The organism is Antiquaquibacter soli (assembly GCF_030580675.1).
GTDB lineage: Bacteria > Actinomycetota > Actinomycetes > Actinomycetales > Microbacteriaceae > Rhodoglobus > Rhodoglobus soli.
Genome location: NZ_JAUQUB010000001.1, coordinates 1,554,662 through 1,578,785 on the forward strand (window position 1 = coordinate 1,554,662; position 24,124 = coordinate 1,578,785).

General features: G+C 68.8%; 22 protein-coding genes and 1 other RNA gene. 15 read left to right on the plus strand and 8 right to left on the minus strand.

What is annotated here, in order from left to right; all coding sequences use genetic code 11:
- Positions 1–41: 41 nt before the first annotated feature.
- The 3 genes from lipB to Q5716_RS07660 are packed head-to-tail and all read left to right on the plus strand — an operon-like array spanning position 42 to position 2,414.
- Positions 42–686: a lipoyl(octanoyl) transferase LipB gene (gene lipB, locus Q5716_RS07650; RefSeq protein ID WP_305002482.1), complete on the plus strand. Its 645-nt coding sequence runs from the start codon at positions 42–44 to the stop codon at positions 684–686.
- Positions 683–1,681 carry a lipoyl synthase gene (gene lipA, locus Q5716_RS07655; RefSeq protein ID WP_305002483.1) on the plus strand — a complete coding sequence of 333 codons (999 nt, stop codon included), beginning with the start codon at positions 683–685 and terminating at the stop codon, positions 1,679–1,681. The genes lipB and lipA overlap by 4 nt, the downstream gene beginning before the upstream one ends.
- Before the next feature lie 19 nt (positions 1,682–1,700).
- Entirely contained in the window at positions 1,701–2,414 is a 714-nt protein-coding gene (locus Q5716_RS07660) for a DUF4191 domain-containing protein (RefSeq protein ID WP_305002484.1), read from the plus strand.
- A gap of 19 nt (positions 2,415–2,433) precedes the next feature.
- On the opposite strand, the gene Q5716_RS07665 is transcribed toward Q5716_RS07660, so the two are convergent.
- Positions 2,434–2,838 (minus strand): RDD family protein, encoded by a 405-nt coding sequence (locus Q5716_RS07665; RefSeq protein ID WP_305002485.1) that lies wholly within the window; start codon positions 2,836–2,838, stop codon positions 2,434–2,436.
- A gap of 136 nt (positions 2,839–2,974) precedes the next feature.
- On the opposite strand from Q5716_RS07665, the gene glnA (Q5716_RS07670) reads away from it, so the two are divergent.
- Together glnA (Q5716_RS07670) and Q5716_RS07675 are read left to right on the plus strand one after the other, a co-directional pair.
- Positions 2,975–4,399, plus strand: a complete 1,425-nt coding sequence (gene glnA / locus Q5716_RS07670; protein ID WP_305002486.1) for a type I glutamate--ammonia ligase — start codon at positions 2,975–2,977, stop codon at positions 4,397–4,399.
- A gap of 73 nt (positions 4,400–4,472) precedes the next feature.
- Positions 4,473–5,111: a hypothetical protein gene (locus Q5716_RS07675; RefSeq protein WP_305002487.1), complete on the plus strand. Its 639-nt coding sequence runs from the start codon at positions 4,473–4,475 to the stop codon at positions 5,109–5,111.
- Here Q5716_RS07675 and Q5716_RS07680 read toward each other — a convergent pair.
- The 3 genes from Q5716_RS07680 to glnA (Q5716_RS07690) all read right to left on the minus strand — a co-directional run bounded on the left by Q5716_RS07680 (position 5,108) and on the right by glnA (Q5716_RS07690) (position 10,243).
- On the minus strand, positions 5,108–5,875 hold the full coding sequence (locus Q5716_RS07680; protein ID WP_305002488.1) for a hypothetical protein: 768 nt from the start codon (positions 5,873–5,875) through the stop codon (positions 5,108–5,110). The two genes, Q5716_RS07675 and Q5716_RS07680, sit on opposite strands and share 4 nt — an antisense overlap.
- An 81-nt stretch (positions 5,876–5,956) precedes the next feature.
- Positions 5,957–8,893: a bifunctional [glutamine synthetase] adenylyltransferase/[glutamine synthetase]-adenylyl-L-tyrosine phosphorylase gene (locus tag Q5716_RS07685; protein ID WP_305002489.1), complete on the minus strand. Its 2,937-nt coding sequence runs from the start codon at positions 8,891–8,893 to the stop codon at positions 5,957–5,959.
- 12 nt (positions 8,894–8,905) lie between these two features.
- Entirely contained in the window at positions 8,906–10,243 is a 1,338-nt protein-coding gene (gene glnA / locus Q5716_RS07690; RefSeq protein ID WP_305002490.1) for a type I glutamate--ammonia ligase, read from the minus strand.
- Between the two features lie 71 nt (positions 10,244–10,314).
- On the opposite strand from glnA (Q5716_RS07690), the gene panB reads away from it, so the two are divergent.
- A complete protein-coding gene (gene panB, locus Q5716_RS07695) occupies positions 10,315–11,130 on the plus strand; it encodes a 3-methyl-2-oxobutanoate hydroxymethyltransferase (RefSeq protein WP_305002491.1) in 816 nt (271 codons plus the stop codon).
- Positions 11,131–11,139: 9 nt separating this feature from the next.
- Entirely contained in the window at positions 11,140–11,955 is an 816-nt protein-coding gene (locus Q5716_RS07700; RefSeq protein WP_305002492.1) for a DUF72 domain-containing protein, read from the plus strand.
- Here the strand turns inward: Q5716_RS07700 and Q5716_RS07705 are convergent.
- Positions 11,952–12,122: a methionine aminopeptidase gene (locus Q5716_RS07705; protein ID WP_305002493.1), complete on the minus strand. Its 171-nt coding sequence runs from the start codon at positions 12,120–12,122 to the stop codon at positions 11,952–11,954. The genes Q5716_RS07700 and Q5716_RS07705 overlap by 4 nt on opposite strands.
- 72 nt (positions 12,123–12,194) lie before the next feature.
- On the opposite strand from Q5716_RS07705, the gene map reads away from it, so the two are divergent.
- Both map and ppgK read left to right on the plus strand, forming a co-directional pair.
- Entirely contained in the window at positions 12,195–13,079 is an 885-nt protein-coding gene (gene map / locus Q5716_RS07710; protein WP_305002494.1) for a type I methionyl aminopeptidase, read from the plus strand.
- An 18-nt stretch (positions 13,080–13,097) separates the two neighbouring features.
- On the plus strand, positions 13,098–13,856 hold the full coding sequence (gene ppgK, locus Q5716_RS07715; RefSeq protein WP_305002495.1) for a polyphosphate--glucose phosphotransferase: 759 nt from the start codon (positions 13,098–13,100) through the stop codon (positions 13,854–13,856).
- Here ppgK and Q5716_RS07720 read toward each other — a convergent pair.
- Positions 13,853–14,617, minus strand: coding sequence for a putative protein N(5)-glutamine methyltransferase (locus tag Q5716_RS07720; protein WP_305002496.1), 765 nt, complete (start codon positions 14,615–14,617; stop codon positions 13,853–13,855). The two genes, ppgK and Q5716_RS07720, sit on opposite strands and share 4 nt — an antisense overlap.
- A 306-nt stretch (positions 14,618–14,923) precedes the next feature.
- Here Q5716_RS07720 and kdpA point away from each other — a divergent pair, with 306 nt between their 5' ends.
- Genes kdpA through Q5716_RS07755 form a run of 6 tightly spaced genes read left to right on the plus strand, consistent with a single transcriptional unit; the run spans position 14,924 to position 23,185 of the window.
- Entirely contained in the window at positions 14,924–16,603 is a 1,680-nt protein-coding gene (gene kdpA, locus Q5716_RS07730; protein WP_305002498.1) for a potassium-transporting ATPase subunit KdpA, read from the plus strand.
- A gap of 2 nt (positions 16,604–16,605) precedes the next feature.
- Positions 16,606–18,684, plus strand: a complete 2,079-nt coding sequence (gene kdpB, locus Q5716_RS07735; protein ID WP_305002499.1) for a potassium-transporting ATPase subunit KdpB — start codon at positions 16,606–16,608, stop codon at positions 18,682–18,684.
- 22 nt (positions 18,685–18,706) lie between these two features.
- Positions 18,707–19,294, plus strand: coding sequence for a potassium-transporting ATPase subunit KdpC (kdpC, locus tag Q5716_RS07740; RefSeq protein WP_305002500.1), 588 nt, complete (start codon positions 18,707–18,709; stop codon positions 19,292–19,294).
- 3 nt (positions 19,295–19,297) lie between these two features.
- Positions 19,298–21,787, plus strand: a complete 2,490-nt coding sequence (locus tag Q5716_RS07745) for a DUF4118 domain-containing protein (RefSeq protein WP_305002501.1) — start codon at positions 19,298–19,300, stop codon at positions 21,785–21,787.
- Entirely contained in the window at positions 21,784–22,461 is a 678-nt protein-coding gene (locus Q5716_RS07750; protein WP_305002502.1) for a response regulator, read from the plus strand. Before Q5716_RS07745 ends, Q5716_RS07750 begins: the two co-directional genes overlap by 4 nt.
- Before the next feature lie 16 nt (positions 22,462–22,477).
- Entirely contained in the window at positions 22,478–23,185 is a 708-nt protein-coding gene (locus Q5716_RS07755) for a VIT1/CCC1 transporter family protein (RefSeq protein ID WP_305002503.1), read from the plus strand.
- Here the strand turns inward: Q5716_RS07755 and Q5716_RS07760 are convergent.
- Entirely contained in the window at positions 23,182–23,745 is a 564-nt protein-coding gene (locus Q5716_RS07760; RefSeq protein WP_305002504.1) for a DUF2510 domain-containing protein, read from the minus strand. The two genes, Q5716_RS07755 and Q5716_RS07760, sit on opposite strands and share 4 nt — an antisense overlap.
- A gap of 13 nt (positions 23,746–23,758) precedes the next feature.
- Positions 23,759–24,124: RNase P RNA component class A (rnpB, locus tag Q5716_RS07765), an RNA gene on the minus strand.

Consider the following 24,124-nt stretch of genomic DNA (forward strand, 5'->3'; position numbering starts at 1 on the left):
GGAAAAGCCCCTGAGGCGGACAAGAGGAATAGACTCGCCCTGTGGTCGACATTGTCGTCACGGGGCTAAGCGCCAACTCCGTGCCGTACATCGAAGCCCTCGAGCTTCAGCGCGCAATCCATCGTTCCGTCGTGAACGGCTCCCGCCCTGACACCGTGCTCCTCCTCGAGCATCCATCGGTCTATACCGCAGGCAAGCGCACGGAACCCATCGAGCGACCGAGCGACGGCACCCCCGTGATCGACGTCGACCGCGGGGGGAAGATTACGTGGCACGGTCCCGGGCAGCTCGTCGGCTACCCCATCGTGCGCCTCGCGGAACCGATCGACGTCGTGGGCTACGTCCGCCGACTCGAAGGGATGCTCATCGCGGCTCTGGACGAGCTCGGGGTCGCGGCAGGGCGTGTCCAGGGCCGCTCGGGCGTCTGGGTCGGCTACGACCGGCCGGTGGGAGCAGAGAAGATCGCGGCAATCGGCATTCGTGTGGCGGAGGGCGTCACGATGCACGGATTCTCACTGAACTGCAGCAACTCCTTCGACGCGTACTCGAAGATCATCGCGTGCGGCATTCAGGACGCGGGCGTCACATCCATCAGTCGCGAACTGGGCCGGACGGTCACCCCGGAGGATGTGGCGCCGATCATCGAGGGCCACCTCCGTCTCTCCCTGGGGACGGTGGCCGCATGACGCACCCCGCGAACGCGGCCGACGGCCGAAAGCTGCTGCGGCTCGAGGTGCGCAACGCACAGACCCCGATCGAGAGAAAGCCCGAGTGGATCCGCACCGTCGCCCGGATGGGACCGGAGTACCGCGAGCTCCAAGGCCTCGTCAAGGACGAGGGGCTCCATACCGTCTGTCAGGAAGCCGGCTGCCCGAACATCTTCGAGTGCTGGGAGGACCGCGAGGCGACCTTCCTCATCGGCGGGTCCCAGTGCACGCGACGTTGCGACTTCTGCCAGATCGACACCGGCAAACCCGCCGACTACGACACCGATGAGCCCCGGCGGGTCGCGGAGTCGGTCCGCACGATGAATCTGCGCTACGCGACTATCACGGGGGTCGCTCGTGACGACCTCCCCGATGAGGGCGCGTGGCTGCACGCCGAGACCGTACGGCAGATCCACGAGCAGAATCCCGGCACGGGGGTGGAGATCCTCGCGACGGACTTCTCCGGCACGCCTTCCCTGCTCGATGAGGTGTTCTCCTCGCGACCCGAGGTCTTCGCCCACAACGTCGAGACCGTTCCCCGCATCTTCAAGCGCATCCGGCCCGCGTTCCGTTACGAGCGCTCGCTCGACGTGCTCTCGCAGGCACGCGCGGCGGGCCTCATCACGAAGTCGAACCTCATCCTCGGCATGGGCGAGGAACCCGCCGAGGTCGTCCAGGCGCTGCACGACCTCCACGACGCCGGAACCGACATCATCACGATCACCCAGTACCTCCGGCCGTCGCCCCGACACCTTCCCGTCGCCCGATGGGTGAAGCCGGAAGAGTTCGTCGAGTTCAGCGCGGAGGCCGAGCGCATCGGCTTCCTGGGCGTGCTCGCCGGGCCGCTCGTCCGATCGAGCTACCGTGCGGGGCGGCTGTGGGCGCGGTCGATGGTGGCCAAGGGACGGCCGATCCCTGCCGAGCTCCGCCACCTCGCGGATGAGAGCCTCGGGTTCGCGCAAGCCGTGTCCTGACGGGACGTATCCTTAGTGCATGGCACGTTCTGACTCCACCGCCCCGAAGCCGCAGAAAGAGCCCGGTCGTCTCAAGCAGATGTACCAGGTCTTCCAGATGACGCGTCGCTACGACAATCTCGCCATCTGGTACATGCTCCTCGCCTTCCTGGCCCCCACCGCGGCCGGAGTCGTGCTCGGCCTCCTGCTCTCGCCCGACAACGTCATCGGGCTCGTGCTCTACATCATCGCCGGCCTCCTCGGCGGTGTTCTCGTGTTCCTCATCGTGCTCGGCCGCCGGGCCGAGAAGGCCGCCTACTCGCAGATCGCGGGGCAGGCGGGCGCGGTGGGCGCGGTGCTGAAGAGCTCGCTGCGACGGGGTTGGACGGCGAGCGAGATGCCCGTCGTCGTGAGCCCCAAGACCCAGGATGCCGTCTACCGCGCTGTCGGGCGCGGAGGGGTCGCCCTCATCGGCGAGGGACCGCGGAGCCGCACCCAGCACATGCTCGATGAGCAGCGCCGGGCCGTCGCGCGCATTCTCCCCAATGTGCCGATCAACTTCGTCTACGTGGGGCCGGACCCGGAGTCCACTCCCCTGCACAAGCTCCCCGGCAAGCTCAACAGCTTCAAGGCCGTGCTCCGCAAGCCCGAGATCCTCGCCGTCTCCAACCGGCTCAACTCGCTCGGCAAGAACGGGCTGCCGATCCCGAAGGGGATGGACCCGCTCAAGGCACGCGCGCCGCGACCGCGGTAGCTCTCGCGCGCAGTCGGTCCTAACGTCGGACGAGCACCGTGCCGCACAGGCGGTCGTGCATCCCGCGCTGGTCCTTGTCCCAGATGACGGCAGGGATGACGAGACACAGCAGCGCCGTCCGTGCGAACGGTCGCCACACCCCGAGGTAGCCACCGGCCACCGGCACGACGCGCAAGCCGAGAATGAGGTGGCCGACGCTCCCGTTCGCCGTCAGCAGGAGCACGATCTGCGCGACGGCGAATACGGCGAGCGTCGCGAGGGCGTCGTAGGAGAAGAACGCGATCGAGATCAGCACCGCCGTGCCCCAGTCAATGGCGAGTGCGGCGATCCGGCGGCCGATACGACCGATCGATCGGGGACCGCGCTCGGGGAGCCCGAGTCGCTTTCCGGGCCAGTCGGCGGAAGGGGTAGGGCGGTCGGGCATCCTTCAACACTACCCACGGGCGACAGCCGTAACATGCCGGAAACAATTGCGTGACGACCGGGAAACCCCGAACCCCTAGCCTCGCTAATGGCCGCGTCTGCGTCCGCTCAGCACCAAGCTCATTGGAGTCCTTCACATGTTCAGTGATTCTTCCGAAGTGCTCAAGTTCATCAAGGACACCGACGTCAAGTTCCTTGATATCCGCTTCACCGACCTCCCCGGCGTGCAGCAGCACTTCAACATCCCGGCGTCCACCGTCGACGAGGAGTTCTTCTCCGTCGGCCAGCTGTTCGACGGTTCGTCGATCCGCGGCTTCGCGAACATCCACGAGTCGGACATGCAGCTGATCCCGGACGTGACGACGGCCTACATCGACCCGTTCCGCACTGAGCGCACGCTGATCATGGTGTTCGACATCTACAACCCGCGTAACGGCGAGATCTACGGCAAGGACCCGCGCCAGGTCGCCAAGAAGGCGGAGAAGTACCTCGCCTCGACCGGCATCGCCGACACCGCCTACTTCGCCCCCGAGGCCGAGTTCTACATCTTCGACGACGTCCGCTACTCGGTCACCCAGAACCAGAGCTTCTACTCCGTCGACTCCGACGAGGGAGCCTGGAACACGGGTCGCGTCGAGGAGGGCGGCAACCTCGCCAACAAGACCCCCTACAAGGGCGGCTACTTCCCCGTCAGCCCGATCGACAAGCAGGCCGACCTTCGCGACGACATCAGCCTCAAGCTGATCGACGCCGGTCTCATCCTCGAGCGCGCCCACCACGAGGTCGGCACCGGCGGCCAGGCGGAGATCAACTACCGCTTCAACACGATGGTGAACGCGGCGGACGACATCCTCAAGTTCAAGTACATCGTCAAGAACACCGCCCTCGAGTGGGGCAAGGTCGCGACGTTCATGCCGAAGCCGCTCTTCGGCGACAACGGCTCGGGAATGCACACCCACCAGTCGCTGTGGAACGACGGTTCGCCGCTGTTCTACGACGAGAAGGGCTACGGCGGACTCTCCGACATCGCCCGCTGGTACATCGGCGGACTCCTCAAGCACGCTCCCGCGGTGCTCGCCTTCACCAACCCGACGCTGAACTCGTTCCGTCGCCTGGTGCCGGGCTTCGAGGCCCCCGTCAACCTGGTCTACTCGGCCGGTAACCGCTCCGCCTCGATCCGTATCCCGATCACGGGAACGAACCCAAAGGCCAAGCGCATCGAGTTCCGCGCGCCGGACGCCTCGGGCAACCCTTACCTCGCCTTCGCCGCGCAGCTCATGGCTGGCCTCGACGGCATCAAGAACAAGATCGAGCCGCACGAGCCCGTCGATAAGGACCTGTACGAGCTGCCCCCCGAGGAGGCCAAGCTCATCCCGCAGGTCCCCGGCTCGCTCGCCGAGTGCCTCAACGCGCTCGAGGCGGACCACGAGTTCCTCATGGAGGGCAACGTCTTCACGAAGGACCTCATCGAGACCTGGATCGCGTACAAGCGCGAGAAGGAGATCATCCCCTCCTCGCAGCGTCCGCACCCGTTCGAGTACGAGCTGTACTTCTCGGTCTAGGCATCCTGCACAGCGCGGGGCCGCTTCCTTCGGGAGGCGGCCCCGTCGCCGTTAAGCGCCGCATACTTGAGGGATGGCACGGCGCACGCTCCTCCTCGACGTCGACGCGACCCTCCTCATCGACACCGTCGACCCGGTGCTCGAGTACGCGTCGTACAAGGGCTCGGGCGATTACTCCGGGACTCCCGTCCCCGCCGGCGCTCGAGAGCTCGAGATTACGGATCCGCACGGGCGCGACCGAAGCGTCATCGTACTCGAGTCCGCCCTCGACGCTCTGCGCACTCAGGCCGCGGCAGGCGTTGACATCGTGTGGCATTCGAACTGGCTCGCGGCACCCGCCCAGCTCGAGTCCCTCTCGCAGAACATCAGCCTCGACAGCGTCGTGCGCTTCCCTCTCGAGATGGAACTCGCGGCGCCCGTGGAGTTCCCCGACCCATACCGGCCACGACCACCGTTCTGGGACGACTGGCGAGTCCGTACGATCATCGCCCGAGCCGCCACCCTCGCCTCAGGCGACGACCTCGTCGTGGCAAGCGTCGACATCGATCTGTCCGTGTCGAGCGTCGCGGAGGGCATCCGCCGTCGTTCCGGCAATCCATCACCGCTGCTCGGGAGCATCCCGACCACACGGATGAGCGGGCTGGATGCCGCGGCTCTGGCCACCTGGACGCCGACGCGCGAGCACGTCGGCACGTGGCACCGGCGGTCCTAGGCCTGGCTGGGCAGACTCCCCCTGGAGCTCCGCTCGGCACTGGACTGAGTGAGCCGACGGACGCCTACGATGGAGATGAAAGCCCACGCCGGGATAGCGACAAGTGTGGCGAGCGACACCAAAAGATAGCCGAACGCCGCCCACTCCGCGGGTCGAATCAGCCCTGCAGCCACCACGAACTCGACAGCAGGAATGACGCTGAGCGGACCACCCAAGAGCAGGGGGAGCACGAGGGCTGTCGGATCGTCCTCGAGCAGACGAGGGACGCCCAGTGCGACTTCGACCGCCATCGGCACACCGAGCAGGCCGACTGTCAGCCAGAAGCGCCGATCCCCCGCGTCCGAGCGCCGATGACGGTGCGTGCTCAGCGTCAGTCTGATGGCGAGCAGGAGTGCAGCGAGTGCCGTCGACACCACCGCAGCAACCAGAACAACAGCGGGCAGGGACGGGCTCACGGGACCGGACACGAACTGGGCTCCCAGCGCGCAAGGGCGCTCAGGAGCGTATGGCACCGGCGACGTCCCGGACCACGTCCATTCGTCGACGACGAGTTCGCTACGACGTACCTCGTTATCGAACACGCTGACGACCTCCCAATCGGGTTGGGTCAGGATCCTCGTCACAGCGTGGGAACTGCCGCAATTCACGGCGTCGACCGTACCTGAAGCGTTCAGCCGGACTCCGTATCCGGAGAAGCGCACGCAGCCCGACAACGTCAGCACGATCACTAGGCCGATGAGACCCAGTACCCAGGAACGGCGCATGACTTCACGCTAGGAGACACCGCTCGCGCTGCTGTCTCATTCGCGTAACGAGTCGATTGCTCTTGGGTCTCGGCAGACCTACTACCGCCTACTGCCCGGCCGCGAATCGCCGTAGAAGCGCCGCTCGAACACCTGCCGGGCGAGCCGCGTGACGCGCAGGTAGTCGTCCTCGAAGCGGCTCGCCGAACCTGGTGGGTACTCGAGCAGACGGGCGACGCCCTCGAGCTGCTGATGATCCGTCGGCAGCACGTCAGAGGTCTTCGCAGTCCACAGCGTCATGGCCGAGCGGGCACGAGAGGCGAGGATCCAGGCGTCCCGGAGGCGACCCGCGTCCGCGGCATCCACGAATCCCTCCGTCTCCGCGGCGGCGAGGGCCTCGAGGGTCGACGTGGTGCGCAGGCCCGGCACCCGCGCCCCGTGCTGCAGCTGGAGGAGCTGGACAAACCACTCGACATCGCTCAGCGACCCCCGGCCGAGCTTGAGGTGCCGGGCCGGGTCGGCGGCCTGGGGTAGGCGCTCGTTCTCGACGCGAGCCTTGATGCGCTTCACCTCGCGAACGTCCTGCTCCGAGATGCTCGCCGGATAACGCACCTCGTCGGCAAGCTCCTCGAACGCGTCCAGTAGCGGCGCGTCTCCAACGACACCGCGAGCACGCAGCAGCGCTTGGGCCTCCCACGTCAGCGACCATCGCGCGTAGTACGCGCGGTACGACTCGAGGGAGCGAACGATCGCGCCGTTCTTCCCCTCGGGACGCAGACCGATGTCGAGGTCGAGCGGGATGCGCAGGTCCTCGGTCAGCCGCGACAGGGCGTGCACGATCTGCTCGGCCCGCTGCTGCGCCTCTTCGTCGGATGCCCCGGCCGGCCGGTAGACGTACATCACGTCGGCATCCGAGCCGAAGCCGAGCTCCGCTCCCCCGTACCGCCCCATCGCGATGATCCCGAACTCGATGCCGTCGCCGTAACGGTGGGCGATCGCGAGTGCACCCGTCAGGACGGCGGTCGTGATGTCGGACAAGCCATGACCGAGCTCGCCGATCGTGATGGTGCCGACGATCCCGGCGAGAGCGAGGCGGAGGATCTCGCGGCGACGGGCCGTGCGCAGGGCGCTCGCCGCGGCATCCTCGTCGTCCGCGTGCCGAGCGATCGTCGCTCGAGTCTCCTCGAGGAGCTGCTCGAGCGGACGAGGGCGCAACTCGTCTTCGTTCTCGAGCCACGCCGCCGCTTCGGGGATCCGCTCGAACAGCGCGCCGACGAAACGCGATCCGGAGAGCACGCTCGTGAGGCGCTGGGCCGCGCCGGACGAGTCGCGCAGCATCCGGAGGAACCAGTAGGCCTCGCCGAGGTCCTCGCTCAGCTTGCGGAAGGCGAGGAGCCCGTAGTCCGGGTCGGCGCCCTCCGCGAACCACTGAAGCATGACGGGAAGCAGGTTGCGCTGGATCGTCGCCCGACGCGACACCCCGCCCGTGAGGGCGGCGATGTGGTTGAGCGCACCGCGCGGGTCGCGGAACCCGATCGCAGCCAGCCGCGCGACGGCCTGCTCGCTCGTGAGAGAGAGACCGTCCTCGGGAAGCGCGGCGACCGCCGAGAGAAGGGGGCGGTAGAAGAGCCGCTCGTGGAGCCTGCGAACCGCGTGCTTGGTGCGCTGCCACTGCTCGGCGAGGTCGTCGGCGTTCGTCGCGAGGCCCGTAGCCCGCGCCAGGATACGCAGCGCCTCGAGATCCGTCGGCATGAGGTGGGTGCGCCGCAGGCGGCTGAGCTGAAGCCGGTGCTCGAGAAGTCGCAGGAACCGGTAGTCCTGGCCGAACTCGGCCGCCTCCACCCGACCGATGTAGCCTTCGTCGGCGAGGGCGACAAGGGCCGAGAGGGTGTCGCGCTGCCGCACCCGCGGGTCGCTCTGGCCATGGACGAGCTGCAGCAGCTGGATGGTGAATTCGACGTCCCGGAGTCCGCCCGGCCCGAGCTTCAGCTGGACGTCCACCTCGGATGCCGGGATGTGCTCGGTGACCCGCTCGCGCATGCGCTGCACCGACTCAACGAACCCCTCGCGGGAGGCGCTCGACCACACCATCGGCGAGATGGCAGCGACGTAGCGCTCCCCCAGCTCGACGTCACCCGCGAGCGGCCGAGCCTTGAGCAGCGCTTGGAACTCCCAGCCCTTCGCCCAGCGCTCGTAGTACGCGACATGGGACTCGAGGGTGCGCACGAGCGCGCCGTCCTTGCCCTCCGGCCGCAGGTTCGCGTCCACCTCCCACAGGGAAGGCTCGGTCGCGAGCTCGTGGATGCCCCGCATCGTGAGCATGGCGAGTCGCGTGGCGATCTCGACCGCGCGGTCGTCGGCGAGACCCTCGCTCCCCTCGCCGACGAAGATCACGTCGACGTCGGACACGTAGTTGAGCTCGCGCGCGCCCGCCTTGCCCATCCCGATGATCGCGAGCTTCGTCGCCGCGATCTGGTCCGGCGGGAACGGCGCGTCCCGGCGCGCCACGAGCAGCGACGCGTCGAGCGCCGCACCGGCCACGTCGGCGAGTGCCGCGGCAACCCGGTCGAGGGCCAGGATCGGGTCGGCGTGCTCCAGGTCCCACGCGGCGAGCCGGGTCAGGTGGCGGCGGTAGCGGATGCGCAAGGCCACCCACGCGGCCTCGCCCGAGAGCCCCTCCACCGCGGCCTCGAGATCGTCGGAATAGTCGGCCGCCGTCGGCGGGGCTCCGAGGGGCTCGAGCAGGGCATCCAGCTGCTCCGGATGCCGCGCGAGGAACGACGCGAGCCCCTCCGACGCGCCGAGGACGCGCACGAGCCGGCCGGCCGCTTCGGTGTCTGCGAGCAGCGGGATGAGGTGGTCGGATGCCACGGCCCGCAACCCCATCAGAAGGCGCAGCGCCTGGTCGGGGTTTGCCGCAGACGCGAAGTACGGCACGAGATCGGGCGCGTCGAGCTCGCCGAGTCGCTCGCTCGTCTCGCCGAGCTCGGCGAAACCGAGCCGCGCGAGCTCGGTCAGCGTCGAGGGAGCACGGGTCATGACAGCGGCGACCTAGAGGATCTCGAGGTTGCTCTCCAGCTCGTACGGCGTCACCTGGGCCCGGTATGCCTTCCACTCGCGGCGCTTGTTGAGAAGCACGTAGTTGAAGACGCGCTCACCCAGCGTCTCGGCGACGAGCTCGGAGTCCTCCATGAGCGAGACCGCCCGGTCGAGGCTCGCGGGCAGCGGCTCGTAGCCGAGGGCGCGGCGCTCTGCGTCGGAGAGCTCCCACACGTTGTCCTCCGCCTCGGGCGGCAGCTCGTAGCCCTCCTCGATGCCCTTGAGACCCGCCGCGAGCAGCAGCGAGAACGCGAGGTACGGGTTCGCGGCGGAATCCATGGCGCGGTACTCGACCCGCGCGCTCTGCCCCTTGCCCGGCTTGTAGAGCGGCACGCGCACGAGCGCCGAGCGGTTGTTGTGGCCCCACGTGACGAAGCTCGGAGCCTCGTCGCCGCCCCAGAGCCGCTTGTAGGAGTTGACGAACTGGTTCGTCACTGCGGTGATCTCAGGAGCGTGGCGCAGCAGTCCCGCGACGAACTGCTTGCCGATCTTCGAGAGCTGGTAGTGCCCCGACGGGTCGTAGAACGCGTTCGTGTCGCCCTCGAAGAGCGACATGTGGGTGTGCATCCCCGATCCGGGATGACCCGACAGCGGTTTCGGCATGAACGTGGCGTACACGCCCTGCTCGATCGCCACCTCCTTGACCACGGTGCGGAACGTCATGATGTTGTCGGCGGTCGTGAGCGCGTCGGCGTACCGCAGGTCGATCTCGTTCTGGCCGGGACCGGCCTCGTGGTGGCTGAACTCCACGGAGATGCCGAGGTCCTCGAGCATCCGCACCGAGCGTCGGCGGAAGTCGTGCGCGGTACCGCCGGGGACGTTGTCGAAGAAACCTGCGGAGTCGACGGGCTCCGGGGCGCCGTTCTTGAGCTTCGAGGACTTGAGCAGGTAGAACTCGATCTCCGGGTGCGTGTAGAAGGAGAACCCGCGGTCGGCGGCCTTCGCGAGAGCCCGCTTGAGAACATTGCGGGGATCGGACAGCGAGGGCTGGCCGTCGGGCGTGGAGATGTCGCAGAACATCCGCGCGGTCGGGTCGATCTCGCCGCGCCACGGGAGGATCTGGAACGTCGACGGATCGGGCAGGGCGAGCATGTCGGCCTCGTACGCGCGGGTGAATCCCTCGATCGCGGAGCCGTCGAAACCGAGCCCCTCGGCGAAGGCGCCCTCGACCTCGGCCGGCGTGATCGCGACGCTCTTGAGCGTACCCACGACGTCCGTGAACCACAGTCGCACGAACTTCACACCCCGCTCTTCGATCGTCCGAAGAACGAAGTCGCGCTGCTTGTCCATCAAGCTCCCTCAGTCATCTACGCGGCGCCCGCGGCACCCCTCCTAGGCTACTGGCAACCTAGACTGTCGACATGGCTGATGAGGCACTGAAGCGCGTCCGGACCCGACACTTCCAACGGGCGAAGGAGAACGGCATCAAGATCACCGGCCTCACGAGCTACGACCAGCTCACGGCGGGCATATTCGACGAGGCGGGAATCGACTTCCTCCTCGTGGGCGACTCGGCGGGCAACAACGTGTACGGCTACGACACGACGCTCCCGGTCACGATCGACGACCTCATCCCCCTGGCCCGCGCCGTCGCGGGTGCCGTGAAGCGCGCCTTCGTCGTCGCCGACATGCCGTTCGGCTCCTACGAGACCGGCCCCGACGAAGCACTGCATACCGCTTTCCGGTTCATGAAGGAGACGGCCGCCCACGCGGTCAAGCTCGAGGGCGGCGTGCGCAGTGCCGAGCAGATCCGCCGGATCGTGTCGGCGGGCATCCCCGTCATGGCGCACATCGGCTTCACCCCGCAGAGCGAGCACGGTCTCGGTGGCCATGTCATCCAGGGGCGGGGCGAGCAGGTCGAGCAGCTCCTCGCGGACGCCCGAGCGGTGCAGGATGCCGGCGCCTTCGCGGTCGTGCTCGAGATGGTGCCGGCGGAAGCAGCCGCCCGCGTTACAGCGGAGCTGCGCATCCCGACCATCGGCGTCGGCGCCGGGCCCCACGTCGACGGCCAGCTGCTCGTGTGGACCGACTGGGCCGGGTTCACGAAGGGTCGAATCCCCAAGTTCGTCAAGCAGTACGCGAACCTGCGCCAGACGCTCACGGACGCCGTATCGGCCTACCGCACCGACGTCGAGGCAGGCAGCTACCCCGGGCCCGAGCACTCCTACGAGGACTAGGCACCGACGGTGACGGGGCGGATCGTCGTCGGCATGGCCGGGTGGGTCTACCCCGACTGGCGCGGCACCTTCTACCCGAAGGGCGTCACCCAGAAGAACGAGCTCGCCTACGCGAGTACCCACGTCACCTCGATCGAGCTCAACGGCTCGTTCTACTCCCTGCAGAAGCCGTCGAGCTGGGTCTCGTGGCGGGATGCCACGCCGGACGACTTCGTGTTCTCCGTCAAGGCACCGCGGTTCATCACGCACATCCGCCGCCTCGACGACGTGCACGAGCCGCTCGCGAACTTCTTCGCGTCGGGCATCCTGGCGCTCGGCGGAAAGCTCGGGTGCATCCTGTGGCAGCTGCCGCCGAGCCTAGAGTTCGAGCCGTACCTGCTCGAGCGCTTCCTCGAGCAACTCCCGCACGGCACGCCCGCTGCCGTCGCCCTCGCCGAGGAGCGGAGCGCCCGGATGCACGGCCGCGAGCACCTCGAGACGGATGCCGACCGTCCCGTCCGCCACGCGCTCGAGGTACGCCACCGCACCTTCGACTCCCCCGAGTTCGTCGAGCTCGCGCGTCGCTACGGGGTCGCGATCGCATTCGGGGACTCGGCCGGCAAGTGGCCGGTCATCGACGAAGCCACGACCGACTTCCGCTACGCGAGACTGCACGCCGACGAGAAGAAGTACCCCGGCGGCTACTACGAGCCCGCCGACCTCGACCGGTGGGCGGCGACGGTCACCGGGTGGGCAGCCGAGGGCCTCGACTCGTACGTCTACTTCGACAACGACACGAAGGTGCGCGCGCCGATCGACGCGATGAGCCTGCTTGAGCGGCTCTAGTTCTCGCTCGCGTCCTCGGCGGCCCACCGGCGGGCGCGCTCAGCGGCGATCTCGGGAGCCCGCTCGGCCTCCTCGCGAGACGCAAACGGCCCGTCGCGGTCGATTCCGAGGGACTGCGGCCCCTCCTCGACCTCACCGGTCACGTGGTTGTACCACCATTCGGCCATGTCGTCCTCCCGGTTATCTTCGTCGAGCGCCCGGTTATCTTCGTCGAGCGAGGGGAAAGTAGGATCAACACTATGCCCCGCGACGCATCCGGCCACCTCGTCGCGGGTCGGGTCTCCCCGCAGCGGGCCGTGCCCGCCTCGATCCCCCGCCCGGAGTACGTCGGTCGCCCTGGTCCCCGCGAATACGCCGGCGACGACGTGTACAGCCCTGACGAGATCGAGCGCATCCGGCGCTCCGGCCGCATCGCCGCGCGCGCCGTCGAACTCGTCGGCGAGGCCATCCGCCCCGGCGTCACGACCGAGGAGCTCGACGTGATCGCGCACGAGTTCATCGTGTCCCAGGGCGCCTATCCCTCCACGGTGGGCTACCGCGGTTTCCCGAAGTCGGTGTGCACGAGCATCAACGAGGTCATCTGCCACGGCATCCCCGACGACACCGTGCTGCAGGACGGCGACATCATCAACATCGACATCACGGCATTCCAGGAGGGCGTGCACGGCGACCTCTCGAAGACCTTCATTGTCGGCGACGCGGCGCCCGAGGTCGTCGATCTCGTGGACCGCACGCGCGAGGCGATGAACCGCGGCATCAAAGCCGTCATGCCCGGTCGCCAGATCAATGTGATCGGCCGCGCCATCGAGTCCTACGCGAAGCGGTTCGGCTACGGCGTCGTGCGCGACTTCACGGGCCACGGCGTCGGCGAATCCTTCCACTCCGGCCTGGTCATCCCGCACTACGACGCCGCCCCCGGCTTCGACCGGGTGATGGAGGTCGGCATGGTCTTCACGATCGAGCCGATGCTCACCCTCGGCACTCCCGAGCACCCCGGCACGTGGGCGTGGGAGATGTGGGACGACGACTGGACCGTCACCACCAAGGACAAGTCACTCACCGCCCAGTTCGAGCACACCCTCGTCGTCACCGAGAGCGGTGCCGACATCCTCACCCTCCCCTGAGCAGTCAAGGAACACAGCATGAGCAAGGCACTCGGCGTCGACATCGGCGGCACGGGAATCAAGGCGGCCATCGTCGACGTCGAGACCGGCGAGCTCGTGAGCGAGCGGCTCAAGCTCGCCACCCCCGCTGGCGGCGAGCCCGACGCGATCGTGAAGACGGTCGTCGAGCTCATCGACAAACTCGGCGGTCTGGAGGACGGCGTACCGGTGGGCGTCTGCTTCCCCGCGATCGTGCGGAACGGGCGGACCATGTCCGCCGCGAACGTGTCGAAGAAGTGGATCGGCCTCGAGGCGGAGAAGCTCTTCGAGAAGGCACTCGGCCGCGACATCCACTTCGTCAACGACGCGGATGCCGCGGGCTACGCCGAGGTGCGCTACGGCGCGGCGAAGGGCGTTCCGGGCCTCGTCCTGCTCACGACCCTCGGCACGGGAATCGGGAGCGCGCTCATCTACAACGGCGTGCTCATACCGAACTCGGAGCTCGGCCATCTCGAGCTGTGGGGTCGAGACGCGGAGCGGAGGGCCGCCTACTCCGCGAAGGAGCGGGGCCGGCTCAGCTGGAAGGCGTGGGCGAAGAGGCTGCAGAAGTACTACACGCACCTCGAGTCGCTGTTCTCCCCGGATCTCTTCGTCGTCGGCGGCGGCGTGTCGAAGAACTACCAGGAGTTCTTCCCGCTCCTGCACCTCCAGACCCCGATCGTGCCGGCGGTGCACCGCAACAACGCGGGCATCCTCGGCGCCGCCGCGCTCGCCGCGCAGCCCGCCCCGCCCGCTTAGGCCCGACCGAGCACGAGGGTCGAGCCGGACTCCTCGTCGCTGTCGATCTCCGCGGCAAGACCCGCCGCCCGGATGAGTCGCGCAGCGGCGGGAGCCTGCTGCTCGGAGACCTCGGTGATGATCACTCCGCCGGGCGCGAGCCAACGGGGCGCGTCCCCGACCACGCGCGCCAGCACACCGAGACCGTCGGGCCCGCCGTCGAGGGCGAGCAGCGGCTCGAAGTCGCGGGCCTCGTGGGGCAGGAGGGGAATGTCGCCCGTCGGCACGTAGGGCGCGATGACGGCGAGCAGTGCAACGCTGCCGAGGACCGCGGTGGGCAGAGCATCGAGCGCGTCCCCGACGACGACCTCGCCGACGCCGACCAGGTTGCGTCGCGCGACGGCGACCGCGCGCTCGTCGATGTCGGTGGCGATAAGCCGGATGCCCGGCTCGAGCGTCGCGAGGGCGAGCCCCACAGCTCCCGAACCGCAGCACGCATCCACCACGACATCCCCGGCACGTACGAACTCCCGGGCGCGCTCGACGAGCCGCTCCGTCCGCGGACGCGGTACGAAGACGCCGGACTCGACGATCACCCGGAGTCCGCAGAACTCCGCCCACCCGACGACGTGCTCGAGCGGCACCCCCGTCTCGCGCTCGGCGACGAAGGCGATGAGCTCAGCCTCATCGCGGGCGGACGAGCGCAGGACGGCGGCCTCCTCCTCGGCGAACACGCAGCCGGCGGCGCGCAGCCGGGCGACGATCGGGTCGAGGTCGGGCATCCCTGAACCCTACCGCCGTGAGGAGAGCGCACGGGATCGGCGCTCGGGCGTGAGGATTTCGTGAGGACCGGGCGGAGGGCACCCGCCGAGGCGTTGACTGCGTACTCGTCAGTTCCTCGAAAGGAAGTCCAGCAACCGTGCTCGATGTCGTCTTCATCGGCGCCGTGCTCGCGCTCGTCGCGCTCGTCGCCCTCGTCGCGCGGGGGGTGCAGCGACTGTGATCGTCATCGAGATCGCCGCCGCCGTCCTCGCCCTCGCGGCCATCGCCCTTCTCGTCGTCGCCATCGTGAAGCCGGAGCGCTTCTGATGGATGCGACGGTCTGGCTCTTCGTGGCGCAACTCGCCACCATCGCGGCGGTCCTCGTCGCGCTCTACATCCCGCTCGGCAACTACCTGGCCGTCGCGCTCACCTCGCCGCGGCACTGGCGAATCGAGCGGGGCTTCTACCGCCTGATCGGCGCCGACCCGGATTCCGGGCAGTCCTGGGGCGCGTACGTGCGGTCCGTGCTCGCGTTCTCCGCCGTGGGCATCCTCGTCGTGTACGCACTCCAGCGCACCCAGCAGTGGCTTCCCTACTCGCTCGGTCTGCCTGCGACGAGCGAGCATCTCGCATTCAACACGGCGATCTCGTTCGTGACGAATACCAATTGGCAGAGCTACTCCCCCGAGCTCACGCTCGGCTACGCCGTCCAGCTGCTCGGCCTCGCCGTGCAGAACGTGCTGTCGGCCGCCGTGGGCATCGCGATCGCGATCGCCCTCGCGCGCGGCTTCGCCTACCGACGCCGCGGGGAGATCGGCAACTTCTGGGTCGACCTCACCCGGTCGACCCTGCGGATCCTGCTCCCGTTCTCGATCGTCGCCGCCGTCGTCCTGATGGCGGGCGGCGTTATTCAGAACCTGGCCGGCTTCCAGGAGGTGTCGACGATCACGGGTGGCACCCAAGTCATCCCGGGCGGCCCCGTGGCCTCGCAGGAGGCGATCAAGCTTCTCGGCACCAACGGAGGAGGCTTCTTCAACGCGAACTCCTCCCACCCGTTCGAGAACCCGGCGCCGTGGACGAGCCTCGCCTCGATCCTCCTCATGCTCGCGATCCCGTTCGCCCTTCCGCGGGCCTTCGGTCGCATCGTCGGCGACGACCGGCAGGGGGTCGCCATCGCCGGTGTCATGGCAGCGCTGTTCCTCGTCTCGGTGTCGCTCATGACGTGGGCCGAACTCTCGGGCGGCGGCACCGCGCCCCAGGCTGCGGGCGGCGCGCTCGAAGGCAAAGAGGCGCGATTCGGCATCATCGGATCGACGGTGTTCTCCACCACCTCGACCATCACCTCGACGGGCGCGGTCAACTCCATGCACGACAGCTACACGGCGCTCGGCGGCGGGATGGCGCTCGTCAACATGATGCTCGGCGAGGTGGCGCCGGGGGGCGTGGGCGCCGGTCTCTACGGCATTCTCGTCGTCGCGATCATCGCCGTCTTCATCGCCGGACTCATGGTCGGCCGGACCCCCGAGTACCTCGGCAAGAAGATCGGCGCGCGGGAGATCAAGCTCGCGAGCCTCTACATCCTCACGACGCCGACTCTCGTGCTCGTCGGGACAGCGCTGAGCTTCGCGATCCCTCCGGTGCGCGCCGACGTGGAGTCGACGTCGATCTGGAACCCCGGCACCCACGGATTCTCGGAGGTGCTCTACGCGTTCACGTCGGCGGCCAACAACAACGGATCGGCGTTCGCCGGACTGACGGCCAACACGCCGTGGCTCAACACCGCTCTCGCGGTCGCGATGTTCCTGGGCCGCTTCCTGCCGATCGTGTTCGTGCTCGCCCTCGCCGGCTCGCTCGCGGGACAGGACGCAGTGCCGCCGACGACGGGAACACTCCCGACCCACACCGTGCAATTCGGCGGCCTCCTCGCGGGGACGATCGTCCTGGTCTCCGCACTCACCTATTTCCCCGTTCTCGCGCTGGGTCCCCTGGCGGAAGGGCTTCAGTAACCATGTCCACGACCACCTCACCCCGGACGCTCTCGCCCCGGCAGCTCGGCGCGGCGCTCCCCGGCGCACTGCGCAAGCTCGACCCGCGCTCGATGTGGCGCAACCCTGTCATGCTCATCGTCGAAGTCGGTGCGGCACTCACGACGCTCCTCGCGGTCGTCCAACCCCTACTCGGCGTCGCGGACGAGGCACCGCTCTTCACGGCCGGCATCGCCCTCTGGCTCTGGGCCACGGTCGTGTTCGCGAATCTCGCCGAGTCGGTCGCCGAGGGGCGCGGCAAGGCGCAGGCCGCGACCCTGCGACAGACGAGGACGTCCACTGTCGCCCACCGCGTCGAGCACTACGACGCCACGACGGACGCCTCCGCGTCGACGACCCGCGCCGACGAGGTGTCGAGCGCCGAGCTGACGGTGGGCGACCACGTCGTCGTGTCGGCCGGGGAGACCATCCCCGGCGACGGGGACATCGTCTGGGGTATCGCGTCCGTCGACGAGTCGGCCATCACGGGCGAGTCGGCCCCCGTCATCCGGGAGCACGGCGGAGACCGCAGCGCCGTCACGGGCGGCACGCGCGTCCTGTCCGACCGTATCGTCGTGAGAATCACGTCTCAGCCCGGCGAGACCTTTGTCGACCGGATGATCCGGCTCGTCGAGGGCGCGGCCCGGCAGAAGACACCGAACGAGATCGCACTCACGATCCTCCTCGCCAGTCTCTCCATCGTGTTCCTCGTCGTCGTGCTCACCCTCGGCCCGATCGCGGGCTTCGTCGGAAGCCCGGTGAGCGTTCCGGTGCTCGTCGCGCTGCTCGTCACCCTCATCCCGACCACCATCGGGGCGCTCCTGAGCGCGATCGGCATCGCAGGGATGGACCGCCTCGTGCAGCACAACGTGCTCGCGATGTCCGGCAGGGCGGTTGAGGCAGCGGGCGATGTCACGACCCTGCTCCTCGACAAGACAGGCACGATCACCTACGGCAACCGCCGGGCGAGCGAATTCCTCCCGGTAGCGGGGGTGCCTCTCGACGACCTGGTGACGGCGGCACGGCTCTCCTCGCTCGCCGATCCGACCCCCGAGGGCAGCTCGGTCGTCGACCTCGCCGTCGAGCTCCTGGGTGATCGAGGTGCTGCGGTTCCGCAGGACGCGACGGTCGTGCCCTTCACCGCCCAGACTCGGATGAGCGGGCTCGACTTCGCCGACGGCTCCTCGGTGCGCAAGGGAGCGGGATCCATGGTCGCCTCGTGGATCGGCGCGGTTCCGCCCGACCTCGACGACATCGTGACCGCTGTATCCCAGTCGGGCGGCACCCCGCTCGTCGTCGCCGAGCGCGATGCCACAGGCGCGGGTCAGGTGCTCGGCGTCGTCCATCTCAAGGACGTCGTGAAGCCCGGTCTGCGCGAGCGCTTCGCGGAACTGAGGGCCATGGGCATCCGCACGGTCATGATCACGGGAGACAACCCGCTGACGGCGAAAGCGATCGCGGCCGAGGCCGGCGTCGACGACTACCTCGCCGAGGCCACCCCCGAAGACAAGATGGAGCTCATCAAGCGGGAGCAGGCGGGTGGGAGCCTCGTCGCGATGACCGGCGACGGCACGAACGACGCCCCCGCCCTCGCGCAGTCGGACGTCGGCGTGGCGATGAACACCGGGACGTCGGCGGCGAAGGAGGCCGGCAACATGGTCGACCTCGACTCCGACCCGACGAAGCTCATCGACATCGTGCGCATCGGCAAGCAGTTGCTCATCACCCGCGGCTCGCTCACGACGTTTTCGATCGCGAACGACGTGGCCAAGTACTTCGCCATCGTGCCGGCGATGTTCGTAGGTGCGTTCCCGGGCCTCGCAGCCCTCAACATCATGGGGTTGCACTCGCCCGCCTCCGCGATCCTCAGCGCGATCGTGTTCAACGCCCTCGTCATCGTCGCGCTCATCCCGCTCGCCCTTCGCGGTGTCCACTACCGCCCGGTCGCGGCGAGCCGCCTCCTGTCGCGCAATCTGCTCGTCTATGGCATCGGCGGGATCGTGGCGCCCTTCATCGGCATCAAGCTCATCGACCTCGTCGTGAGCCTCATCCCGGGCTTCTGAGCCCCGACCAAGGAGACATCCCATGATCAGACAGTTCTGGACCGCACTGCGCGCCCTCCTCGTGCTCACGCTCGTGCTCGGACTCGGCTACCCGCTCGTCGTGACGGCGATCGGCCAAGGGGCGCTGCCCGCCCAAGCGAACGGATCCCTCGAGCGCCTCGACGGTCAGATCGTCGGCTCCGTGCTCCTCGGGCAGTCCTTCACCGACGCTGAGGGCGCTCCCCTGCCGGAGTGGTTCCAGTCGAGGCCCTCGGCGGCCGGCGCCGGCTACGACGGCGGGGCATCCAGCGGCTCCAATCTAGGGCCGAGCAACGACGAGCTCGTCGCCTCGATCGAGTCACGGCGAGCCGCGATCGCCGAGTTCGAGGGGGTCGACCCCGACCGGGTCCCCGCGGATGCCCTCACCGCCTCCGCGTCCGGCCTCGATCCCCATATCAGCCCCGAGTACGCGCTCCTGCAGGTTCCGCGCGTCGCGGCAGCCCGCGGGCTCGACGAGTCGACCGTGCGCGAGCTCGTGGAGTCTATGATTCAGGGACGCGACCTCGGCTATCTCGGCGAGCCGACGGTCAACGTCCTCCAGCTCAACATCGCACTCGCGGAAACGGACTAGCTCATGGCACGGGGTCGGCTCCGGGTGATGCTCGGCGCCGCACCCGGCGTCGGCAAGACGTTCGCGATGCTCGAGGAGGGTCGCCGGTTGCGGAACGCCGGTCGCGACGTGGTCGTCGCCGTTGTCGAGACCCATGGGCGCGCAGCGACCGCCGCCCTTCTCGACGGTCTGGAGGTCATGCCCCGCCGCGCGGTGGAGCACCGCGGCGTCGCGCTCGACGACCTCGATCTCGACGGGCTCCTCGAGCGCTCCCCCGACCTCGCCCTCGTCGACGAGCTCGCCCACACGAACGCGCCGGGTTCACGGCACGAGAAGCGCTGGCAGGATGTCGCCGAGCTCCTGGATGCCGGCATCGACGTGATCTCCACCGTCAACATCCAGCACATCGAATCGCTCGTCGATGTGGTGCGGGAGATCACGGGGGTGCTCCAGCGCGAGACCGTGCCCGACGCCGTGCTCCGCTCGGCGGACCAGGTCGAGCTCGTCGACCTCGCGCCGCAGGCCCTCAGGGATCGGCTCGGTGAGGGGCTGGTCTACCCGGCGGCGAGGGTGGATGCCGCGCTCAGCAATTACTTCCGACTCGGCAACCTCACTGCTCTCCGCGAGCTGGCCCTGCTGTGGCTCGCCGACGAGGTGGACTCGGCCCTCCAGCGCTATCGAGCAGAGAAGGGCATCGACAGCCCGTGGAAGGCCCGAGAGCGGGTGGTCGTCGCTCTGACGGGCGGCACCGAGGGCGAGACTCTCGTGCGACGGGCCGCGCGAATCGCGAGCCGCTCGAGCGGGGGCGAGCTGTTCGCCGTGCACGTGACGACCCCGGATGGCCTCGCGCGCTCGTCACCCGAGGTACTCGCGGCGCAGCGGTCCCTCGTCGAGTCCCTCGGAGGATCGTTCCATCAGGTGGTCGGTGAGCACATCCCCCGCGCGCTCGTCGACTTCGCCCGCGGCGTCGACGCGACGCAGCTCGTTATCGGGGTAAGCCGCCGCGGTGCCCTCGCACGACTCCTCGGCGGCCCGGGGACGGCGGCAACGGTTATCCGCGAGGCCGGCGAGATCGACGTCCACATCGTCTCGCACTCGGGTTCACGCACGAGAGAGCTGCCCACCTCGAGCGGAGCGCTCTCCCTGCGCCGGCGTCTCCTGGGGTTCGCGCTCGTGGTGGTCGCACTGCCGGGGCTGACGGCGCTCCTCAGCGCCTTCCGGAGCCCCGACGCTGTGGCCACGGACTTGCTCCTGTTCCAGCTCCTCGTCGTCGTGGTCGCCCTCGTCGGAGGTATCTGGCCCGCCCTGCTCGCCGCGGTCGCGGGCGGGCTGACGCTCAACTTCTTCTTCGTCGAGCCGCTCTACACGATCACGATCGCCGACCCGCAGAACTTTCTTGCGCTCATCATCTTCGTCATCGTCGCCGTGCTCGTCAGCGTCGTCGTCGACCGCTCCGCCCGGCGATCGCGCGCCGCAACCCGCGCAGCCGCCGAGTCCGAGACGCTGTCGAGCATCGCGGGCAGCGTCATCGGCGGACAGGATGCCCTGCAGGCGCTCGTCGCGCGGCTCCGTGAGTCCTTCGCGATGACAAGCGTGATGCTCCGGATCGAGGGCGCCTCGCCGTACACCTCGACGGATGCGCGACGGGCGAGCGACGACGACGTCGAGTCGACCTTCGCCGTCGGCTCGGGCGCTTCGCTGTACCTCCGCGGACCCGACCTCGCCGCCTCCGACCGGCGCATCCTCGGCGCCTTCCTTTCCCAGATCTCATCGGCAGTGGCCCAGCGCGCCCTCGCGTCGGAGGCCGAGCGGATGCGACCGGTCGCCGACGCCGATCGCCTGCGGACCGCTCTCCTCGCCGCCGTCGGCCACGACCTGCGTCGTCCGCTCGCCGCAGCGACCGCGGCAGTGACGGCCTTGCGCGCTTCCGACGTGCAGCTCTCCGCGGCCGACGAGGCAGAGCTGCTCGCTGCGGCCGACGAGTCGCTCGCGGTCCTCGCCGACCTCGTGACCAAGCTCCTCGATGCAAGCCGACTGCAGGCAGGAGCCCTCGGCGTCGACGCCCGCGCCATCGCACTCGACGACGTGGTCGGCGGGGCGATCGAGGAGCTGGGACTCGGTCCCGGCGAGGTTCGACTGGAGCTCGGCTCGGGCATCCCGCCGGTCGTCGCCGATCCCGTGCTCCTCCAGCGCGCCCTCGTCAACGTCCTCGACAACGCGGTCCGGTTCTCGGGGGGCGAACCCCCGATCGTCGCCACGAGCACGTTCGGCGACCACGCGCAGATCCGGGTGATCGACTCGGGTCCGGGCATCCCGCCCGAGAGGCGCGATGATGTCTTCGTGGCGTTCCAGCGACTCGGCGACACCGACAGCTCGACGGGGATCGGGCTCGGACTCGCGCTGTCCCAGGGATTCCTGGAGGCGATGGGCGGCACCATCGACGCCGAGGACACCCCGGGCGGCGGACTCACCCTCGTGCTCGAGCTGCCCCTCGCGAGTGCGGAGACGCCGTGAGGATACTGATCGCCGACGACGACCCGCAGATGGTCCGCGCCCTCCGCATCACGCTCGGCGCGCGCGGATACGACGTCGTCGTGGCTGAGGACGGGCGCGGTGCTCTCGATCAGGCGATTGCGACCCATCCCGACCTCGTCGTGCTCGACCTGGGGATGCCCGGACTCACGGGACTCGAGGTGATCGAGGCCCTCCGCGGCTGGACCGACGTGCCCATCCTCGTGGTGTCGGGACGCACCGAGAGCTGGGACAAGGTCGAGGCCCTCGATGCGGGTGCGGACGACTACGTCACGAAACCGTTCTCCGCCGACGAACTCCTCGCGAGAGTTCGCGCGCTCTCCCGTCGCGCTACTCCGGCGCCGGATGAGCCCGTCGTCGAGTTCGGGGACGTCGCCGTCGATCTCGCTGCCCGGCTCGCGTCCCGCGCCGGTAGCCCCGTTCGACTCACCCCGACCGAGTGGCGCATCCTCGAGGTGCTCCTGCGCCACCCCGACCGGCTTGTCACGCGCGAGATACTGCTCACGGAGGTCTGGGGTCCTCAGTACACGAGCGACACGGGGTACCTGCGGCTCTACCTCTCGCAGCTCCGCAAGAAGCTCGAGCCCGACCCGTCCAACCCCCGCTACCTGCTCACCGAGGCGGGCATGGGCTACCGCTTCGTCCCCGACAGGTGAGCGCTACACTCGCCCCATGAGCCATCCGGGAGAAGCGCACGAGGGCAGCCTGTCCGGTCGGTTGAACTGGCTGCGCGCCGGCGTTCTGGGGGCCAACGACGGAATCGTGTCCGTCGCGGCCGTCGTCGTCGGTGTCGCCGGGGCCACGTCCGACTTGTCTCCCATCCTCGTCGCGGGCGTCGCAGCCGTCATCGGAGGATCGATCTCGATGGGGCTCGGCGAGTACGTCTCGGTGTCGAGCCAACGCGACACCCAGCGCGCCCTCATCGCGAAGGAGAAGGCGGAGCTCGCCTCGCTCCCCGATGAGGAGCTCGAGGAGCTCATCGGGCTTTACGAGGGCAAGGGGCTCTCCCGCGCGACCGCGGAGCGGGTTGCCGAAGAGCTTACGAACCACGACGCCCTCACCGCCCACCTCGAGGCGGAGCTCGGGATCACCGAGGATGACGTTGCGAGCCCGTGGCAGGCAGCCGGAGCATCCGCCCTGGCCTTCCTCATCGGGGCCGTCCTGCCCATGCTCGCCATTCTCCTGCCCCCGCCGGACTGGCGGGTGCCCGTCACGTTCGCGGCCGTGCTCATCGCGCTCGCCCTCACGGGGATCACGAGCGCGCGCATCGGCAGCGCCCACTGGCTGCGCCCGACGGTGCGCATCGTCGTCGGCGGAGCGCTTGCCCTCGCGGTGACGTTCCTCGTCGGGACACTCCTCAACACCTCGGGCGTGGTCTAGGAGACGTCGAAGAAGAACACCGGCAGGAAGCCGATCACGAAGATCAGTCCCTGGATGAGCCCCCACACGCCCCCGACGACGCCCATGGCGAACCCGGCGACCGCGAGTCCCCTGGTTTTGTCCTCCTGACCCGCCGCGCGCAACTGATTCGATCGTGTGAGCGCCTGGGCGCCCAGGACGATGGCGAGGATGCTCGGCACGAGCAGCACATTGAAGAAGACGGCAATGAGTCCCGCCACGAACGAGTGCACGGCTCGCGGGTTCTGCCGTGCATCCAGGGTGACGCTCGCTCGAGGGGTGTAGCCCGGGGTCCCCGGGGCCGCGCCGTACTGCCCGGGATACTGCGGGGCCGGGTTCGACGCGGAGTAGACCACGGGAGCCGAGGGCGGCGCTGCGGGTGCGACTGGCGGCGCCGCGATCGCTGGTGGGGCGGTCGGCGCGACCCGACCGCCGTCTACGCTGCGCCGGGCATCGCTCCACCCGATGCCGTTCCACCAGCGCTGCCCGGGAGCACCATCCGGATCGGGGTACCAGCCGGGAGAATGCGACGGGGTGGGCATGAGCCGATTCTAGGGAATGGGCCGGCTGCTACGCCGGGTTCTGTCTCGCATCACGCGGATGCTGGACGGCCATCTATCTCGGACGTACGTTGCCGCACGTCTCTAGCGGTCTACCCGGAAGCTCGGCGGGCCGCCTCACCGCTTCCTGTCTGACCTTGCTCCGGACGAGGTTTACCTAGCCGATCGCGTCACCGCGACCGCTGGTGGTCTCTTACACCACCGTTTCACCCTTACCCGCGCCCGAGGGCGCTGGCGGTCTGCTTTCTGTTGCACTTTCTCGCGGGTTGCCCCGGGTGGGTGTTACCCACCGTCCTGCCCTGTGGAGCCCGGACGTTCCTCGGCGGCTGTCTCCAGCCGACGCGACCGTCTTGCCGACCCA

Bases quoted from the DNA above. Each gene is read 5' to 3' on its own strand.
- Q5716_RS07720 (WP_305002496.1), bottom strand. From the start codon at position 14,617: ATGCCCGACCTCGACCCGATCGTCGCCCGGCTGCGCGCCGCCGGCTGC.
- ppgK (WP_305002495.1), top strand. From the start codon at position 13,098: ATGAGCAAGGCACTCGGCGTCGACATCGGCGGCACGGGAATCAAGGCG.
- kdpC (WP_305002500.1), top strand. From the start codon at position 18,707: ATGATCAGACAGTTCTGGACCGCACTGCGCGCCCTCCTCGTGCTCACG.
- Q5716_RS07680 (WP_305002488.1), bottom strand. From the start codon at position 5,875: ATGCGCCGTTCCTGGGTACTGGGTCTCATCGGCCTAGTGATCGTGCTG.
- Q5716_RS07760 (WP_305002504.1), bottom strand. From the start codon at position 23,745: ATGCCCACCCCGTCGCATTCTCCCGGCTGGTACCCCGATCCGGATGGT.
- Q5716_RS07675 (WP_305002487.1), top strand. From the start codon at position 4,473: ATGGCACGGCGCACGCTCCTCCTCGACGTCGACGCGACCCTCCTCATC.
- glnA (WP_305002486.1), top strand. From the start codon at position 2,975: ATGTTCAGTGATTCTTCCGAAGTGCTCAAGTTCATCAAGGACACCGAC.
- Q5716_RS07665 (WP_305002485.1), bottom strand. From the start codon at position 2,838: ATGCCCGACCGCCCTACCCCTTCCGCCGACTGGCCCGGAAAGCGACTC.
- map (WP_305002494.1), top strand. From the start codon at position 12,195: ATGCCCCGCGACGCATCCGGCCACCTCGTCGCGGGTCGGGTCTCCCCG.
- Q5716_RS07660 (WP_305002484.1), top strand. From the start codon at position 1,701: ATGGCACGTTCTGACTCCACCGCCCCGAAGCCGCAGAAAGAGCCCGGT.
- Q5716_RS07685 (WP_305002489.1), bottom strand. From the start codon at position 8,893: ATGACCCGTGCTCCCTCGACGCTGACCGAGCTCGCGCGGCTCGGTTTC.
- kdpA (WP_305002498.1), top strand. From the start codon at position 14,924: ATGGATGCGACGGTCTGGCTCTTCGTGGCGCAACTCGCCACCATCGCG.
- glnA (WP_305002490.1), bottom strand. From the start codon at position 10,243: ATGGACAAGCAGCGCGACTTCGTTCTTCGGACGATCGAAGAGCGGGGT.
- lipA (WP_305002483.1), top strand. From the start codon at position 683: ATGACGCACCCCGCGAACGCGGCCGACGGCCGAAAGCTGCTGCGGCTC.
- Q5716_RS07745 (WP_305002501.1), top strand. From the start codon at position 19,298: ATGGCACGGGGTCGGCTCCGGGTGATGCTCGGCGCCGCACCCGGCGTC.
- Q5716_RS07755 (WP_305002503.1), top strand. From the start codon at position 22,478: ATGAGCCATCCGGGAGAAGCGCACGAGGGCAGCCTGTCCGGTCGGTTG.
- panB (WP_305002491.1), top strand. From the start codon at position 10,315: ATGGCTGATGAGGCACTGAAGCGCGTCCGGACCCGACACTTCCAACGG.
- kdpB (WP_305002499.1), top strand. From the start codon at position 16,606: ATGTCCACGACCACCTCACCCCGGACGCTCTCGCCCCGGCAGCTCGGC.
- Q5716_RS07705 (WP_305002493.1), bottom strand. From the start codon at position 12,122: ATGGCCGAATGGTGGTACAACCACGTGACCGGTGAGGTCGAGGAGGGG.